Origin of the sequence: uncultured Sulfitobacter sp., from assembly GCF_947502895.1 — a bacterium.
GTDB lineage: Bacteria > Pseudomonadota > Alphaproteobacteria > Rhodobacterales > Rhodobacteraceae > Sulfitobacter.
On record NZ_CANNBM010000002.1, the window covers coordinates 934,502 to 950,755 of the forward strand.

A 16,254-nucleotide genomic window follows, 5' to 3' on the forward strand; every position below is an offset into this window, starting at 1 on the left:
CTCAGTCCATTAGACTTTTGCCGACCATACGCAGCAAGAAGATTGCAACGATATTGGCCAGAATGACGGCGAAGATGCCCGTGGCGCTTGCGGCACCGATGTTGTTGGAGGTGAACTCCCCGATCAGATAGGGCAGGTTCTTGTTCCCGTTGCCACGGCTGACGATCTCGATCTCGGCATAGAGCGACAGGTGAAAGATCGACTGGATCATCACAACGATGGCGATCGGGCGCGCCAGATGTGGCACTGTCAGGTTGCGGAAGCGTGACCATGCGTTGGCCCCGTCCAGAATGGCCGCCTCTTTCTGCTGCTCGTCCTCGGATTGCAGCGAGGTCATAAAGATCAGCACCGCAAAGGGCGTCCACTGCCATGTCACCATCATTATGACCGCATAGGCCGATGTCTGGGTCGCGCGGAACGAGACCGGCTCAAGCGGCGGCCAGAGCGAGAAGAAAGACCCCAGCACAGGGAAATCACGCAGACCGTCCACAACACTGTTAATGCCCGAGATGGCCAGACCGTTCAGCCCTAACACGGGATCAAGGATCATGTTGATCCACAAAACCGCGTTGACCGCAGGCATCACAAAGAAGGGCGAGATCAGCAAGACCCGTACAATCCCGCGCCCCGGAAAGCTGCGATTGACCAGTACGGCAATCCCCAACCCCAGAATGACGGTCAGCACCAGAATACTGCTGACGATGAACACACTGTTTTGGACAGCCAGCCAGAAATCCTTGGCGTTGAACAACACATATTCATAGTTGCCAAAACCGCGCCAGTTGCTGAGCGATGGTGTCGTCCATTCAGGCCGCCGCGCACTGTTGAGAACGTAGCGGATAAAGGAGAAATACAGTGTCATCCCCAGCGGGACCAGCATCCACACCAGCAAAAGCAATACAGCGGGCGATTGAAGCAGACGGGGGAGCGTACGATTTGACATGACGGATCTCGTGTCCTTGCTAAACACCAAGGCCAAAGCGGCCCCGTGGCGGAGGTGACAGTTGTTCAGGGCAGCGGCACACGCGGTGCTGCTGGCCGGAAAAACGGAAATGCGGGTTTGGAGTGAGAGGTCCGGCGGCATGCCACCGGACCTCTGCATTTGTCAAAGCGAGTTAGTAGTAGCCCGCTTCGGACATGATTGCGTCGGCTGCCTGCTGAGCAGCGGCCAGCGCATCGTCTACAGATTTTGCACCGGACAGGGCCGCAGCCATTTCCTGTGCTACAGCGGAACCGACTTCGGGGAACTCGGGGATCGCTGCAAACTGAACACCTACGTATGGCTTGATGTCAGTTGCTTCTGGTGCTGCGGATTCGATCGCGGCCAGCTCGGCTGCGGCGAAAGGTGCAGCTGCCTGAAAGTCAGCAGAAGCATAGGTGGATGCGCGTGTACCGGTTGGAACCGAACCCCAGCCGAAGTCTGGGTGATCTGCAACAGCCTGGATGTACGCTTTGGATGTTGCCCACTCGATGAAGGCTTTGGCTTCGTCAGAGTTGTCCGTACCTGTTGGTACAGCCATTGCCCATGCCCACAGCCAGTTCGCGCCAACAGGGTTACCTGCGTTTGGCGACTGTGCGTATGCAACACCGTCTACTGTCAGGAAGGACGCCGCGATTGTGGCATCGATCCACATGCCGCATTTGCCTTCGTTGTACAGCGCGAGGATTTCGTTGAACGAGTTACCCTCGGAGCCGGGAGGGCCGTAGTTGCCCAGCAGATCCACGTAGAAGTTCATGGCCGCTTTCCACTCATCAGAGTTGATGGTCGGACGGTAGTCTTTGTCGAACCATGCACCACCAAAGGAGTTTACCACTGTTGTGATGAACGCCATGTTGTCGCCCCAGCCTGGCTTGCCGCGCAGGCAGGCACCGTAAACGCCGGCATCAGGGTTGTGGATGGCTGCGGCTGCGGCCTTCACGTTGTCCCAGCTGTCGTTGTCGGCGATTGATACGCCAGCAGCGTCGGTCAGGTCCTTGCGGTACATAACCATGGAGCTTTCGCCATAGAATGGTGCCGCGTAGAGCGTACCTTCGTGTGACAGACCGTTGCGCATGGCAGGCAGCATGTCGTCTACGTCATACTCGGCGCCGAATTCCAGCGGCTCGATCCAGCCAGCAGCGCCCCAGATGGGTGCTTCCTGCATGCCGATGTTGATAATGTCGTACTGGCCGCCACCTGTGGCCGTGTCGGATGTGACCTGCTCGCGCAGAACGCCTTCTTCCAGCGACACCCAGTTCAGCTTTACACCGGTTTCTTCGGTGTAGGCCTCGGCGACTTTTTGCATGTTGATCATGTGACCGTTGTTCACGATCGCGATTGTCAGTTCTTTGGAATGGCCATCGGCCAGGGCAAAGGACGCACCGGCAATGCCAAGTGTCAGACCAAGTGCCGTATTGCGAAGAGATTTCATGTGGTTCCTCCCAGAAATTACAGATTCGATTCTTTTCTCTGCCTCGCCAACGTGCAGGATTAACAAAACGTCATCCAATACGTTTTGTGCAAAAGGGCATACAAAAACCGCAATTCTGATTAATTTTTGTCAAGATACCTGTCGTTAAGGCACAATAATGCGTTGTTCGAAAATGCTGCAGCGCAGCCAAATCAGGCCTCAGGTTGAGGTATAATAGCGCTACCCCGCGCGCCAATCCTGTGCGACTTTTATCTACCCACAGGCGCGACAGAAGCGCGCTCTACCACCTCAGCGATCAGTCTTTGGGACATGCCGCTGCGCTTTTCCTCAATCATCGCAACCAGTTCGGCAGCGGCCAGCGCACCCATGGTGCGGTGGGGGACATGTACCGTGGTCAAGGCAGGCTCGACCACCAATGCAAGCTCTATGTCATCAAACCCGGTGATCGAGATGTCTTGTGGCACCCGCAGGCCCATTTGCCGCGCACCGCGCACGGCACCCACAGCCAGAACGTCATTGCCACACATTACAATGCTGGGCCGTGGGGTGCGCGCCATCAAAGACACAAAAGCCTCGGTCCCCTCGTCAAATCCGTAAGGCACTTCAACAGGGTCAAGCGTCGCAGGATCCAGCCCGTGTGCGGCCATCGCATCGCACAGGCCCGCGATCCGCATCCGCGCACGATCGTTTTGTGCGCTAGTGCCGGAAATCATCGCAATATCGCGATGACCCAGCGCGAGGACCCGCTCCGCCAGCGCACGCATCGCGGCGCGGTTGTCAAACCCGATGGAGGGCGCGCGCGCGTTTTCGTCATAGGACCAGGCCACCAGAACCGGCACACGCTGCTGCTCCAGATAGTCATAGATGGCCGGATCACGGTCATGACCGATCACCAACAAACCATCCGCCCCCCGCGCGACCAGATTGCGAATTTGCTCCTCTTCCGCGTCAAGACTGTAGGCAGAGCTTGAAACAAGCAGTGTATAGCCGCGCGCATCCAGCGCCTCTTGGAACGCCTGTAGCCCCCGCGCAAAAATCGCATTCTCCATCGTCGGAATGATCGCACCAATCGTAAAGGTCCGCTTTGCCGCCATAGAGCGCGCGGCAAAGTTGGGCGTATACCCCAATTGCGCAATCGCCGCCGCGACCTTGTCCCGCGTGCGCACCGCTACCTTTTCGGGCTCATTGATGCAGCGCGACACAGTCGCCGTAGACACCGCCGCAAGGAGGGCCACGTCATCCAGAGTGGGGGCAGCGGGTGCAGATTTCATCATATCTCCAAAAGGTTCAGCAGTGTCGTCAGCTTATCCCAACACCAAAGATCAGGCCACAGACTTATGATCCAGCAGCAAAATGTAAGGGCTTGCATTGCTGCTTTACAGAGCTATGGTGCGAATAACACCACCCATTCCATGAAAGACAGCGCCCATGCAATTTGCCGCTCTGCCCTGCGCAACCGCCAGACTGGCCGGCTCGGTGCATGACAGCGGTACTGCTGTGGCGACCCTGTTTACACATACCGCCTATTCGCCCCTTACCGCCCCTTTGCCTGCACGCGCCGCGCATACGCTGGCAAACATCCAACGCTAGGAAGCATTACATGACACGTGAATACCTGAAAAAAGCGACGTTGACCGCGAAATCAGACGCCTCCAAGACCCACGATATCGTGCAAAACATCCTCACCGATATCGAAGAAGGCGGCGATGCCAAAGCCATGGAATACGCCGCCAAGTTCGACCAATACGAAGGCAACGTGATCCTGACCGCGGAAGAGATCGAGGCAGCCTGCGCGCTGGTCCCGGAAAAGCTCAAGGCCGACATCCGCTTTGCCCATGACAACGTGCGCCGCTTTGCCGAAATCCAGAAATCCACCCTCACAAACGTCGAGATGGAGATCGAGCCCGGTTTCGTCGCAGGTCAAAAGGCGATCCCCGTGGATGCGGCGGGCTGCTATGTACCCGGCGGGCGCTATAGCCACATCGCCTCTGCCATTATGACAGTGACCACAGCCAAAGTTGCGGGGTGCCGCCATATCGCAGCCTGTTCGCCCCCGCGCCCTGATGTGGGTGTGGCCCCCGCGATTGTGTATGCCGCCCATATCTGCGGTGCGGACAAAATCCTTGCCATGGGAGGTGTGCAGGGGGTGGCAGCCATGACATTTGGCCTGTTCGGTCTGCCCAAGGCCAACATACTGGTCGGCCCCGGCAACCAGTTCGTGGCCGAGGCCAAGCGCATCTTGTTTGGCCGCGTTGGCATCGACATGATCGCAGGCCCGACAGACAGCCTTGTGCTGGCCGATAAAACGGCTGATGCCCATATCGTAGCCACTGATTTGGTCAGTCAGGCCGAGCACGGCTATAACTCGCCCGTCTGGCTGGTCACCGATGACCGTGCAATGGCCGAAAAAGTGATGGAACTGGTGCCGGGTCTGATTGATGATCTGCCCGAACTGAACCGCGAAAACGCCTTTGCCGCATGGCGCGACTATGCCGAAGTCATCCTGTGCGCCGACCGCGAAGAAATGGCCGCGTGTTCGGATGATTACGCGCCCGAACACCTGACCGTGCAGGCCGATGATCTGGATTGGTGGCTGGACCGGCTGACCTGCTATGGCTCGCTGTTCTTGGGTGAGGAAACCACCGTGTCTTACGGCGACAAAGCATCTGGCACCAACCACGTGCTGCCCACATCGGGCGCTGCGGGATACACGGGCGGCCTGTCGGTGCATAAATATATGAAGATCGTCACATGGCAGCGCACCACGCGCGATGCCTCCAAACGTGTGGCCGAGGCTACCGCGCGCATTTCGCGGCTGGAGGGGATGGAGGGCCACGCCCGCGCCGCTGATGTGCGTCTGGCCAAATACTTTCCCGGTGAGAACTTTGATCTGACTGCAGAAGGCTAGGCATGACTGATCCGCGCACCCTTTTTGATCTGACGGGCCGTGTGGCGTGCGTGACCGGCGCAAGCTCGGGGTTGGGTCGGCGGGCGGCGACTGCGCTGGCCGCTGCGGGGGCGCAGGTTGTCGGTGTTGCGCGGCGGGCTGAGGCCTTGGACGAAATGTGCGCGCAGATCGGTAAAAACGCTGCGCGCGTGGCAGCCGATATCGCGGACCGCGCCGCGATCACCGCCCTCGCGACCGACATCGCCAGCCCCTTTGGCGCACCCGATATCGTGATCCACGCCGCAGGGCTGAACACGCGGCAGGACGCCGATGAAGTCACCCCAGAGGGCTGGGACAACACCTTGGCAATCAACCTCACTGCGCCTTTCTTTCTGTCCCAAGCTCTTGTTCCTGCGATGAAGGCCAAAGGTTGGGGGCGGATTGTCAATTTCGCTTCGCTGCAGACCACGCGGGCCTTTCCGGGTGGCATTGCCTATGGTGCGACCAAAGGCGGAGTTGGCCAGCTGACCCGCGCCATGGCGCAAGCCTGGTCGCCCCACGGCATCACAGCCAATGCCATCGGCCCCGGGTTTTTCCCGACAGAGCTGACAGCAGCCGTGTTTGACGACCCAGAGCGTGCTGCCCGCAATGCGGCGCAGACCTGCACAGGCCGCAACGGGCGCATGGAAGACATGGACGGGCCACTGCTGTTTTTATGCTCCGAGGCTTCCGCCTATGTCACAGGGCAGGTTCTGATGGTCGACGGGGGGTTTACTGCAAAATGAAAGCACTTGTGTATGACGGGGTTGAAACCCTCGGGTTTCGTGATGTGCCCGATGCCGTACCGCAAAACGGCGAGCAGCTAATCAAGGTTGAAGCCGTGGGCATTTGCGGCTCTGACATGCACGCCTATCTGGGCCACGATGCACGCCGCCCTGCACCGCTGATCCTGGGGCATGAGGCTGCCGGTGTGATTACCGGCGGCGCGCAGGATGGCCAGCGCGTGACAGTTAATCCGCTGGTAAATTGCGGCACATGCCCTGCCTGCACCAGCGGGCGCGAAAATCTCTGCCCTGATCGCCAGATCATTTCGATGATGCCACGCGAAGGCGCATTTGCCCAATACATCACCATGCCCGCCGCCAATCTGGTTGCGGTGCCTGACGACGTGCCACTGGACAAAGCCGCACTGGCCGAGCCTTTGGCCGTCAGTTGGCACGCGGTGCGGCTGGCACTGGAAGCGTTGCATCCGGCGATGGACAAACGTGCGCTGGTGATTGGCGGCGGGGCTATCGGGCTTGCTGCTGCACTGGCGCTGCGTGCGATGGGGGTAGATGACATCACCATCGCCGAACCGAACGAAACGCGCCGCGCCTTCCTCAAAAAACGCTGCGGGGAAGATGCGGTGGGCGATGCCACAGGGCAGTTCGCAATCGTGATCGACGCGGTCGGCTATGGTGCCACCCGCGCCACGGCGTCGGCCCTTGCCCAACCGGGTGGTGTGATCGCCCACGTGGGTCTGGGCGAAGATTCAGGCGGGCTGGATGTGCGCCGCATGACCTTGCAAGAGATCACCTTTATCGGGACCTATACCTACACCGCGCAGGATTTCCGCGATACCGCGCAGGCCATTTTCGAGGGCCGCCTCGGTCCGCTGGACTGGACCCAGTCGCGCCCCTTGTCCCAAGGTTTTGCCGCGTTCCAAGACCTGCGCGCAGGCACTGTGGCAGCCCCGAAAATTATCCTGACGCCTTGGTCCTGATGTATAATGAACCCTGACACACACCCGCCCCGAACACCCCGCGCGATGAACTTTGCATACTGCCTGCTCACCGCCCCCTGCTTTTAATCTGATTTAACTCTCTGGAAAGGTTCCCCCAAGATGAACATCGACAAGAAGATCGTGGATGATCTTGTCGCCAACGATGTCTCGTTCGTGACAACCGTGCCCTGCAAACAGCTGGCCGGTGTGATCGACGAGGTTGAAGCGCGCGAAGATATCTTTCACATCCCCTCCAACAAAGAAGACGAAGGCATGGGCCTGTGCGCAGGCGCGTTCATGGGCGGCAAACGCCCTGCCATCATCATGCAGAACACAGCCATCGGTGTGACGATCAACACGCTGGCGACGCTGACGCAATTCTACCGCATGCCGCTGCCCATGATCATCTCGTACCGCGGCGAACTGCGCGAGCCTGTCGCCTGTCAGGTTGAAATGGCTGTGCACACCAAGGCCCTGCTGGCCCAGCTGAACATCCCGACCTACCACTTTCACTGGCAAAAGGATGTCGAGGAATTCGATAACATCCTCAAATACACCTTCATGTGCAACAAACCTGTGGCAATCCTGACCGATGCCAACTTCTGGGGAGGCTACGGCGACCAATGATCCGTTCAGAAATTCTCAAAGAAATCGCCCCGATCATCCGTGATCACCTTGTTGTCTGTAACATCGGTCTGCCCAGCCAAGAGCTGCATATGATCGACGACCAGCCGACCAACTTTTACATGCTTGGCACCATGGGCCTTGCATCATCCATCGGCCTTGGCCTTGCGCTGGCGCAGGACAAACCCGTGATCTCCATCGACGGGGACGGCTCGGTGCTGACCAATCTCGGCACGCTGCCGACCATCGCCAACAATCCAGCGGACAACTACACTCTGCTGATAATCGACAACGGCTCTTACGGCTCCACCGGAGACCAGCCGACCTATGCGGGCAAAAAGACATCGCTGACAGCCGTCGCAAAGGCATGTGGCTGCGACACAGTGATCGAGGTGCAGGACAAAGACCTCGGCCCTGTTTTGCAAGACGCCATCAACAGCGACGAGATGACGATCATCGTGTGCAAATGTGACAGCGGCAATATCAAACTACCCGTTATCACGCTTGACCCCGTTGTCATCCGTCACCGCTTTATGGAAGCCGTGAAGGCCTAAATGAACGCGCGAGACATCCATTCGGCGGCGGACGCACGGGCCATTGCCCGCCGCCGCCTGCCCTGGATGATCTTTGACTATATCGACGGGGCCGCAGGGACGGAAACAGGGGCAGCGCGCAACCGTGCGGCCCTTGATGCCATCACCCTGCGGCCCCGCATCTTATGTGACGTTAGCAACCGCTCGCTTGCCACTACCCTCTTTGGCGCGCCCGCTGCGCGCCCGTTCGGCATCGCACCTATGGGCATGTGCAACCTGTCGGGCGCGGGTGCCGATCTGATGCTGGCACGGTTGGCGGCCAGACACCACATTCCCCACGGCGTCTCTACCGTTGCCTCCACCCCGCTGGAGCGGATCATCGAAGTGGCCGAGGGCCATGCGTGGTTCCAGATTTATTTCAGCGGGGACGGTACCGGCACGTTCAAATTGATCGAACGGGCGCGCAACGCGGGGTATGAAACACTGGTGCTGACCGCCGATGTGCCGGAAGTAGGCCGCCGCCCGCGCGAGCTGCGCCACGGCTTCAAGATGCCTTTCAAGATAGGCCCCAAACAATTCATAGATTTCGCCCTGCATCCGCGCTGGTCGCTCAGCAGCTTGCTGCACGGCAAACCCGCCATGGCGAATTTCGACATGCCCGGCTATGCGTTTGACCGCACCGAAAGCCGCGCACGGGCCGATTGGGATACTCTGAGGGCGATGCGCGACGCATGGCCCGGCAGGCTGGTCGTCAAAGGCGTCCTCGACGTAGAAGACGCGGTTCTATTGCGCGACGCCGGTGTCGACGCTATTCAGGTTTCAAGCCACGGTGCGCGCCAATTGGAAAGCGCGCCCTGCCCGATCACCATCCTGCCCGCAATCCGCGCTGCCGTCGGACCTGACATGCCTGTCTTTTTCGACAGTGGCTTGCGTTCGGGTGAAGACGCGCTCAAGGCGCTGCACGCTGGGGCCGATTTCACCTTCTTCGGTCGCATCCTGCAATTCGCCATTGCCGCAGGAGGCGAGGAAGGTCTGAACCGCATGTGGGATGTCCTCTCGGACGAGCTGAGTATCGCCATGGCGCAAACAGGCCTGCGTGATCTGACGGGCGTTGCAGAGGCGTCTGCATAGGCGGTAGGCTCCAAACCATACCCATCACCATGCGGTGCAATCAACTGGACCAGAGGCCCATATGCCAACAATTACAAGCATCCATACCCAGCTGTTCAACGTCCCGCTGGCCGAAGTTCTCACCGATGCAAAGCACGGAGATCACACGCATTTTGAGTTGATTACCAGTACCATCACCTTGGACGATGGCACCAAAGGTACGGGATACACCTACACAGGTGGCAAGGGCGGGCATCCGATTGTTGCAATGATAAATCATGATCTAACCCCGTTTCTATTGGGGCAAGACGGCAATGATCCCGCCGTTCTGTATGACGCGATGCAGTGGCATATTCACTATGTCGGGCGCGGTGGCATTGCCTCTTTTGCGATCTCGGCAGTCGATATTGCGCTTTGGGACGCGTTAGGAAAACGCACAGGCCAGCCGCTTTGGAAAATGGCGGGCGGCGCATCAAATCGCTGCCGCGCCTATTGCGGCGGCATTGATCTGAATTTTCCGCTGCCGAAATTGCTGAAGTCCGTTCAGGGATATCTGGATGCGGGGTATAACGGGGTAAAGATCAAGATCGGGCAGCCCACATTGGCCGAGGATGTCGCCCGTATCAAAGCTGTGCGTGAATTGATCGGCCCCGACATCACTTTTATGATTGATGCCAACTATTCCATGTCTGCCGATCAGGCGATTGAGCTGGCCAAGGCGGTCGCGCATTATGACATCTACTGGTTCGAAGAGCCGACGATTCCCGATGATTACAAAGCCTATGGAAAAATCGCGGACGCCACGGGAATGCCACTGGCAATGGGTGAGAACCTGCACACGATCCATGAATTCGAATACGCTTTCGCAGATGCCAAGCTCAGCTTTATCCAGCCAGACGCATCCAACTGCGGCGGCATCACGGGTTGGCTTCAAGCGGCAGAACTTTCAGCCCGGCACGACATTCCCGTGTGCAGCCACGGGATGCAAGAGCTGCATGTGAGCCTCGTATCTGCCCGCCCCAACGCAGGCTGGATCGAAGTACATTCGTTCCCGATTGATAAATACACGACAAGACCTTTGGTAATCCAGGATCACATGGCCGTTGCCCCGGATACTCCGGGTATTGGTGTGACCTTTGATTGGGCCAAACTCGCCTCGGAACATGATGAAACACTGTAGGTCTATCGTGCGTTCACCATTCCGACCCAAGCCAAAACCCCAGATGCACCGGTGAATACCCCCCCAAACAAAGAGAGCGGTTTCAGACATTCAAACGGGTTACGATCGTCGCTGAACAGAAGTGGCCTATTGTGAAGCTGCAAAGCATGGCGTCCACAATCACGCCGGTATCAAGCAGTTTAAACACTATTGGCTTGCGCATGGCTAACGCGGCGACCGCTTCTAGAAATCACCACGCGAATAGCCAAAAGGGCGTGCCACGCAGGTCAAAAAGGCAGACCAAACACTTGTAAAAAAAACCACCGGCAACTCTCGTCACCGGTGGCTATTTGTCTGGGCAGAGTGTGCAAAGGCCTACAGAATGGTCATTCTATAGTGTGCCCCACATGAAACAACACCCTATTTTCCGCCACCTTCCTACTGAAAAGCCTTTATTATAAGGGTTTTCTAAAATGCTCAGGTCAGTACTTCTGCCACCACAGGCCACCCTATTTCTGCCACCGAAAAACGTGAAGTCAAAAGAAAAGCCGCCCCAAAGGGCGGCTTTTTCAGCAATATTGGTCGTTGGAGTTTAGATCAGGCAGCGATATCGGCTTTCCTGTAGAAAAACCGTCCCAGACTGTGATCGGCAACAATCGGTTTCAGCCCTCGTCCATCCAACTTCATCTTCATCACCTTGGGTGAAAAAATATGCATCTCGGCATAGTCTTTCAGCGAAACATGCGTGCGCAGAAAAGCCAGAAGCTCATCTACCATGAAGACCGAAACCTGTACGCCTTTTGAGTTCTTTTTGATGAAATGCTCTGTAAGGTAAGGCTTGCCATCCGGATCTAAAAGTTTGGCCAAGTTACGCAAATTGTATGTATTCATGCCGAGAATTCGAGCCGCCTCATTGGCACTTACTTGGCCAGTCGGCAACTTCTCAGAAAGAACCTCGCAGACTTCATTCGGGTCCATAAGAATACCCTTGAACTTCAGGTCAACGTCAACGATTTCCAGCTTGGAAAACGCCCCTGCAAGAATACCATTCACGATGTCGAGCACGGGCCACCGAGCAATCTCAGCGGTTGAAACAATATCGAAAAGTCCGTCCGTCGCGCAGTCGACCTGCGTTGCCTGCCCTACAATACGGTCAAGAAACTGATCAAGGTCCTCTTTTGCAACATGCTTGAGGACCCCAGTTGCCCCTGCCAATCCCTTTCCAATCCGCGGGATTACGCCGGACCGGACGAGTTGCTGAGCTTGAACACGGTTGCAGTTCAGGTACTCTGGAATCCGTAAGGTGGGGAGCGCATTTTGCATCTTTAGAACCAGTTCTTCTCCAGCTTTGGCATCGAAGGTCAAATGGGCCAGTGAACGATCAGGATCGCCCTGCACCAGACCTGAATACACAGCCGCTCGATTGATCGTCTTCGGATGCATCCCTGTTTTTTGGGAAAGGCTATAAACAGAGTGGATCGCTTGCTGTTCTACCGGTGACCCAAGTAAATTCATTCCGATTTCCAGAACGAAATTTTCCACAATAAATTCGCGGACAACCCCACGGATCGGACCAAACTCTTTCCCGTTTGTGTTGAACTGAAGCCATTGGTAGAGACGACCAAATACTTTCTGTGGACCTCCATGGAGGTCGCGCTCAATGAAACGATCAAACGCCAACCGAAGACCTTCCCGGATCCCCTCCTCACCCCGTGAAGCGAAACCAAATCCTAGATCGCCGGCTTCATTCCATTCCGCCTGGCTAATTTTTTTGAGATTGCAGTGCGTGCCGGCAGTTAGAATTACACCCAGCATTTCACAGGCACGAGACGCCTGATCAATCTGCTGGTTATCAAGCCAAGGTGAGCCCGACACACCTTCTAAGCGTTGCTGAATGTATGACTGAAGCTCAGAGGTTTTTTGCTTATCAGAATTTGCGACCATCTCTCTCAACTCATTGTCATTTGGCGCAACGTCAGACATGAGTTGAAATTTCTTGGAGTAAGTCAGATTCTTATATCGACGTAAGAGGATACCGTGGTTCGGACATGTCCGAGATGGTTCGATCAACCAGCCGATGCGGCCAACTCTCATACCCGCGGACGCACTATCTGCATGTCCATCCTCCAGCAAACATGCTGGACAGAAGCTTGTCTGTTCCAGATTGGCAAACTCAGAATGGACGGTTTCGCCACAGATCGTGCGCACCCGGCCACCCTGACGTAGGAACGTCATACGTTTGAGCACCGCCTCACCCTGCCCGGTAAGTAAAGAGATGCGCTCAATGACCTCTTCCGATGGGAACATCACGTCCTGACGTGACAGCTCAAACATGCTGAGGAATGAATAGACGTCACTATCGCAGTGAAATTTTGCGATACGGGCCATGTATGAAGTCAAGCTTTCGCCGGCAATTACGGGAAGCAATGGAAGGAGTGCCATAGTTATGCTGCCTTCTTTTTGCGTGACTTGTTCTTATTGATCGCTTTGTCTCGCTCTTTCAGGAAAATATCGCCGTCCTCGTCCTCAAGTTCAATTCCCATCCAGTTTTCAGCGGCAAACACATTTTCTTTGATTTCGCAGCCTTCTTGCTGCCCCCAAGCCAATTCAAAGTGCTCAATGGTAAGTGTTTCCACATCATCCATCAGCGCGCATTCAATCGCATGGATCGTGGTTTCAATACAGCGTCCGAAGCGGTAGCGGCTCGCATAAATAAGACGGTTGATTTGGTCATCTTGCAGGGAGACCTCCAAATCAGCCCGTTCTGCGCACTTGGTGACGAGCCCTACCAATCGCTTATTATCGGTCCCGAAAGCCAGTGGCCGTGGACGGATTTTGTTGAAGCGACGGTTCACCTGAGGATCAATCTGAGTGATGCGCGACAATCGTTCAGTACCGCTCAACAGAAGCACGACCGGATGCTCTCCCTGCATGAGAGACTTCAGCATTTTGAACATGTTGTCCGTTTCTGAAGACAATGTGCCACGGAACATATCATGGGCTTCATCGAGCCATACGAGGGTTGTTCCGGTAATCTGCAAGCGGTGCCGAACCAAGCCCCAAATGTCATAAACTTTCGCCCGGTCTGAGACTTTATCGCCACCCAGTTTCAAGAGCATGCTCACACCAAGGCTACGAAGCGTCGCTGGACTTTCTACCTTCACATCAAGATAGCGTGGCTTGTCTGTTTCGGGATTGCACACCAACGGCTCGAAATTGGAGAGGACTTCGGCGATGGCAGTACTTTTGCCGCCGCCGGATCCCTCAATAAATGTAATGCCGTGTGTTTCGGTGCCTGCTGTAAACCGCACGGGCTCATGGGTCAGCTTGCCGTTTGTAACCTTAAACAACCGAGAAAGCTGAGCCATCAGATTGCGGTCACGCTCAGTTACAAAGTGCATGTCACGGATGGACTGAATTGTGCCTGCGATCTCAATGATGGATTTCGTCATGTTGGTTCTCCTAAAAAAATGTGTTGGTGAGAGTCGAGATCAGCCCCGAACATCCCAATCGTCATCGTCGGCCGCGTTTTTCTGTGCGGCCTCAACTGCATCGCGAGTTGCAGATGGTTTTTCTGGCATCACAGGATTGATTGAGCGGCCGAAACCATTTTCTGGGTTGGTGGTTTTATCGCGCGTGGGGACCACATCGAAGTTTACGGTCGCTTCTTTCTCTACGGCTTTGAAGCGTGCCTCTGTCCACTCATGATCCATCACTTTGTAGGCACTCTGCCGTTCGGCGTTCAGATCTTTGATGTCAGTGATCGCACGGTAAATCACCTCTTCTTCCCACTCTTTTCGCTTTTCATCTTTCGTCCGCAGCGCACGGCGGGCAGCGTTCCAAGTTGTGGCATCGACATTCTTGAAAGCATCCGAAATTGATGGGACTTCAAACCACTGACCGTCCAACATTACCTCGATGGCACCGATGTTTTCATCGTTCCAACGCACCTGGACTTTTTGGCTACCGTGCTTGTGATACCACTTCGCCAACTGACCAGAATGGTACTGAACATTAAGGACCCGAATACCATCTGGTTGGACCATACGTTCAAGCGGGAGGCCAAACGCCAGGCGTTTGTGACGCGCGCTGGGGGCCGCATTAAGGGGATAGTTGCCATCGGCGAGATCTTTCTCCCACTGTTCAAGCGGTGTACGGCCACACAAGCCCTCGTGCGGCGTGTTGTGATAGATATCTACAACCCACCGAACCAGAGCAAAGGCGAGATCATCGATGGTTAGACAGGCACGTTTTTCCGCTGGGTGATTTGCGCGGTCAAGAACGTTACTGAAAGTCCGGCCAGACAGGCGAGGCAGCAAAGACTGATCCAGTGTCCTGAAAGAGCGCTCGATATGACCACGCATTGAGGGCTGGCCTGCAATTGTTTGCGTTTTTGCAATTCCGAGATCTGCACACGTCGACGAAAACAGAATGGACTTGAAGGCGCTCCCATTATCAACGGCGAGGTTTTCCGGCTTGCTAAACATAGCCCACGGCGAAAGTGCCCCGACAGCATCTGCAAACTGTCCCTTGTCGCTGACCACCATCCGGAGGCATTTGATTGCACTGCTGGTTTTGGGGTTCGCAGTAAGAGTCATTCCGACGATGCAACGGGTCCGGCAGTCAATTGCCGCAACCAACCACCATCGTTTTTGCTTATCGAGCAAATCCATCGCTTCGAGTTCCTCTTCTGAAAAGAGGGTAAGCATTCCACTTTTGGCCATGATCGTGAGTAAATCGATTTTCTTCTCATCCATTTCAACCCGCTGAAATGGGCGCAGGACTTCAAGACCTCCCTTTACGGCCCGCATCTTCTTGAGGGCTTCTTCCTGGCCAAAACGCGCCACCAAAACACGAAACTTGCCAAGTCGGGAGATGTACTCGCTGACGGCTTTGCGGCCTGGCGTTCGGAGCAGTACCCGACCATCCGCTTTGCGAAGCACATTCGCTTCTTTAAATGCGTATTTTACATCTGCGGTGACCGTCGTCTGCCATTTCCTCTGCAGAGTGAGGTATTCCTTTTGGACAACCTGAGCCAACAACGTATTCTCTTCTACGCTATAGAAACTGTTGATGTTTCCCTGGTTGTTACTGTTGGAAATGAGGGCTTTTTTTCCTCCTTTCTTGTACAGGCTGACCCAACCGCGTAGGGTTCTGGAGGAGACCTGCCCTGGGATACTGACCGTACTTTTGGATTTTGGCTTACGGCCCTTACCTTCTTTCCAAAGCCGCATATTTTCTGAGAACAGGGGATCGGGTAATGTTTCCGCAAGATACTCTTCCGCATTCTGACGAATTTCACCCATTGAAGCTGTGATAGCCTCATCTGTTCCTTTGACAGTTTTGGACGCTTTTAATTCAAGGAAACTTCGAACAAGAGCATGACGGCTTTCACATTCCTTACCCTGCGCCTCGGGGAGACCAGCAATAAAAGCATCTTCATTTAAATTGACAGAAAGAGGACGCAGGTGCTCAGGCAGTTGGCCAAACGGTGTCAACTCGATGTCCCCGGCCGCATTCATGCGATTCAGCGTACCGATGTCGTATGTTGCTTTTCTGTACGGATCATCGATGACAGAAAACGTTACTGTGCCGTTGGTCTGATAGGCGAATTGCCAATCCTCACCATGCAGTTTGTAGACATGATTAATGTCGAGACCGAAGTTCAAGTATTCATTTTGAAAGTCTTTTGCCATTAGATAATTCCTTCTGTTGGCTGGGTGCATTGCACCCAAATTTGGACAAGGGGATACTGATCCCGCGCACGA

The 16,254-nt window shown here is 55.7% G+C and carries 14 protein-coding genes; 8 read left to right on the top strand and 6 right to left on the bottom strand.

Features of this window, described 5'->3' with window-relative positions; translation table 11 throughout:
• Position 1: 1 nt before the first annotated feature.
• The 3 genes from Q0903_RS12550 to Q0903_RS12560 form a co-directional block, all read right to left on the bottom strand.
• Positions 2 to 943 (bottom strand): sugar ABC transporter permease, encoded by a 942-nt coding sequence (locus Q0903_RS12550; protein WP_299028018.1) that lies wholly within the window; start codon positions 941 to 943, stop codon positions 2 to 4.
• 172 nt (positions 944 to 1,115) lie between these two features.
• Entirely contained in the window at positions 1,116 to 2,411 is a 1,296-nt protein-coding gene (locus Q0903_RS12555) for a sugar ABC transporter substrate-binding protein (RefSeq protein ID WP_299028015.1), read from the bottom strand.
• 248 nt (positions 2,412 to 2,659) lie between these two features.
• Positions 2,660 to 3,682: a LacI family DNA-binding transcriptional regulator gene (locus tag Q0903_RS12560; RefSeq protein ID WP_299415762.1), complete on the bottom strand. Its 1,023-nt coding sequence runs from the start codon at positions 3,680 to 3,682 to the stop codon at positions 2,660 to 2,662.
• A gap of 157 nt (positions 3,683 to 3,839) precedes the next feature.
• Here Q0903_RS12560 and Q0903_RS12565 point away from each other — a divergent pair, with 157 nt between their 5' ends.
• The 8 genes from Q0903_RS12565 (at position 3,840) to Q0903_RS12600 (ending at position 10,507) form a co-directional block, all read left to right on the top strand.
• Positions 3,840 to 4,001 carry a hypothetical protein gene (locus tag Q0903_RS12565; protein WP_299028010.1) on the top strand — a complete coding sequence of 54 codons (162 nt, stop codon included), beginning with the start codon at positions 3,840 to 3,842 and terminating at the stop codon, positions 3,999 to 4,001.
• Between the two features lie 10 nt (positions 4,002 to 4,011).
• Positions 4,012 to 5,319 (top strand): histidinol dehydrogenase, encoded by a 1,308-nt coding sequence (hisD, locus tag Q0903_RS12570; protein ID WP_299415765.1) that lies wholly within the window; start codon positions 4,012 to 4,014, stop codon positions 5,317 to 5,319.
• A 2-nt stretch (positions 5,320 to 5,321) separates the two neighbouring features.
• Positions 5,322 to 6,083, top strand: a complete 762-nt coding sequence (locus Q0903_RS12575) for an SDR family oxidoreductase (RefSeq protein WP_299415767.1) — start codon at positions 5,322 to 5,324, stop codon at positions 6,081 to 6,083.
• Positions 6,080 to 7,060: an alcohol dehydrogenase catalytic domain-containing protein gene (locus tag Q0903_RS12580; RefSeq protein ID WP_299415770.1), complete on the top strand. Its 981-nt coding sequence runs from the start codon at positions 6,080 to 6,082 to the stop codon at positions 7,058 to 7,060. Before Q0903_RS12575 ends, Q0903_RS12580 begins: the two co-directional genes overlap by 4 nt.
• Positions 7,061 to 7,180: 120 nt before the next feature.
• Positions 7,181 to 7,687 carry a sulfopyruvate decarboxylase subunit alpha gene (gene comD / locus Q0903_RS12585; protein WP_299027999.1) on the top strand — a complete coding sequence of 169 codons (507 nt, stop codon included), beginning with the start codon at positions 7,181 to 7,183 and terminating at the stop codon, positions 7,685 to 7,687.
• A complete protein-coding gene (gene comE / locus Q0903_RS12590) occupies positions 7,684 to 8,238 on the top strand; it encodes a sulfopyruvate decarboxylase subunit beta (RefSeq protein ID WP_299027996.1) in 555 nt (184 codons plus the stop codon). Before comD ends, comE begins: the two co-directional genes overlap by 4 nt.
• Positions 8,239 to 9,348 carry an alpha-hydroxy acid oxidase gene (locus tag Q0903_RS12595; RefSeq protein WP_299415774.1) on the top strand — a complete coding sequence of 370 codons (1,110 nt, stop codon included), beginning with the start codon at positions 8,239 to 8,241 and terminating at the stop codon, positions 9,346 to 9,348.
• A gap of 61 nt (positions 9,349 to 9,409) precedes the next feature.
• Entirely contained in the window at positions 9,410 to 10,507 is a 1,098-nt protein-coding gene (locus tag Q0903_RS12600; RefSeq protein WP_299415777.1) for a mandelate racemase/muconate lactonizing enzyme family protein, read from the top strand.
• Between the two features lie 576 nt (positions 10,508 to 11,083).
• On the opposite strand, the gene Q0903_RS12605 is transcribed toward Q0903_RS12600, so the two are convergent.
• The 3 genes from Q0903_RS12605 to Q0903_RS12615 are packed head-to-tail and all read right to left on the bottom strand — an operon-like array spanning position 11,084 to position 16,182.
• Positions 11,084 to 12,928 (bottom strand): TniQ family protein, encoded by a 1,845-nt coding sequence (locus Q0903_RS12605; RefSeq protein WP_299415780.1) that lies wholly within the window; start codon positions 12,926 to 12,928, stop codon positions 11,084 to 11,086.
• 2 nt (positions 12,929 to 12,930) lie between these two features.
• Complete coding sequence (locus Q0903_RS12610; protein ID WP_299415782.1) at positions 12,931 to 13,938, bottom strand: ATP-binding protein; 1,008 nt, start codon at positions 13,936 to 13,938, stop codon at positions 12,931 to 12,933.
• Positions 13,939 to 13,977: 39 nt separating this feature from the next.
• Entirely contained in the window at positions 13,978 to 16,182 is a 2,205-nt protein-coding gene (locus Q0903_RS12615) for a DDE-type integrase/transposase/recombinase (RefSeq protein WP_299415785.1), read from the bottom strand.
• Positions 16,183 to 16,254: the final 72 nt, after the last annotated feature.

Coding starts and splice junctions, on each gene's coding strand:
- Q0903_RS12580 (WP_299415770.1), top strand. CDS start 6,080: ATGAAAGCACTTGTGTATGACGGGGTTGAAACCCTCGGGTTTCGTGAT.
- Q0903_RS12550 (WP_299028018.1), bottom strand. CDS start 943: ATGTCAAATCGTACGCTCCCCCGTCTGCTTCAATCGCCCGCTGTATTG.
- comE (WP_299027996.1), top strand. CDS start 7,684: ATGATCCGTTCAGAAATTCTCAAAGAAATCGCCCCGATCATCCGTGAT.
- Q0903_RS12575 (WP_299415767.1), top strand. CDS start 5,322: ATGACTGATCCGCGCACCCTTTTTGATCTGACGGGCCGTGTGGCGTGC.
- Q0903_RS12555 (WP_299028015.1), bottom strand. CDS start 2,411: ATGAAATCTCTTCGCAATACGGCACTTGGTCTGACACTTGGCATTGCC.
- Q0903_RS12610 (WP_299415782.1), bottom strand. CDS start 13,938: ATGACGAAATCCATCATTGAGATCGCAGGCACAATTCAGTCCATCCGT.
- Q0903_RS12595 (WP_299415774.1), top strand. CDS start 8,239: ATGAACGCGCGAGACATCCATTCGGCGGCGGACGCACGGGCCATTGCC.
- Q0903_RS12565 (WP_299028010.1), top strand. CDS start 3,840: ATGCAATTTGCCGCTCTGCCCTGCGCAACCGCCAGACTGGCCGGCTCG.
- Q0903_RS12615 (WP_299415785.1), bottom strand. CDS start 16,182: ATGGCAAAAGACTTTCAAAATGAATACTTGAACTTCGGTCTCGACATT.
- Q0903_RS12560 (WP_299415762.1), bottom strand. CDS start 3,682: ATGAAATCTGCACCCGCTGCCCCCACTCTGGATGACGTGGCCCTCCTT.
- comD (WP_299027999.1), top strand. CDS start 7,181: ATGAACATCGACAAGAAGATCGTGGATGATCTTGTCGCCAACGATGTC.
- Q0903_RS12605 (WP_299415780.1), bottom strand. CDS start 12,928: ATGGCACTCCTTCCATTGCTTCCCGTAATTGCCGGCGAAAGCTTGACT.
- Q0903_RS12600 (WP_299415777.1), top strand. CDS start 9,410: ATGCCAACAATTACAAGCATCCATACCCAGCTGTTCAACGTCCCGCTG.
- hisD (WP_299415765.1), top strand. CDS start 4,012: ATGACACGTGAATACCTGAAAAAAGCGACGTTGACCGCGAAATCAGAC.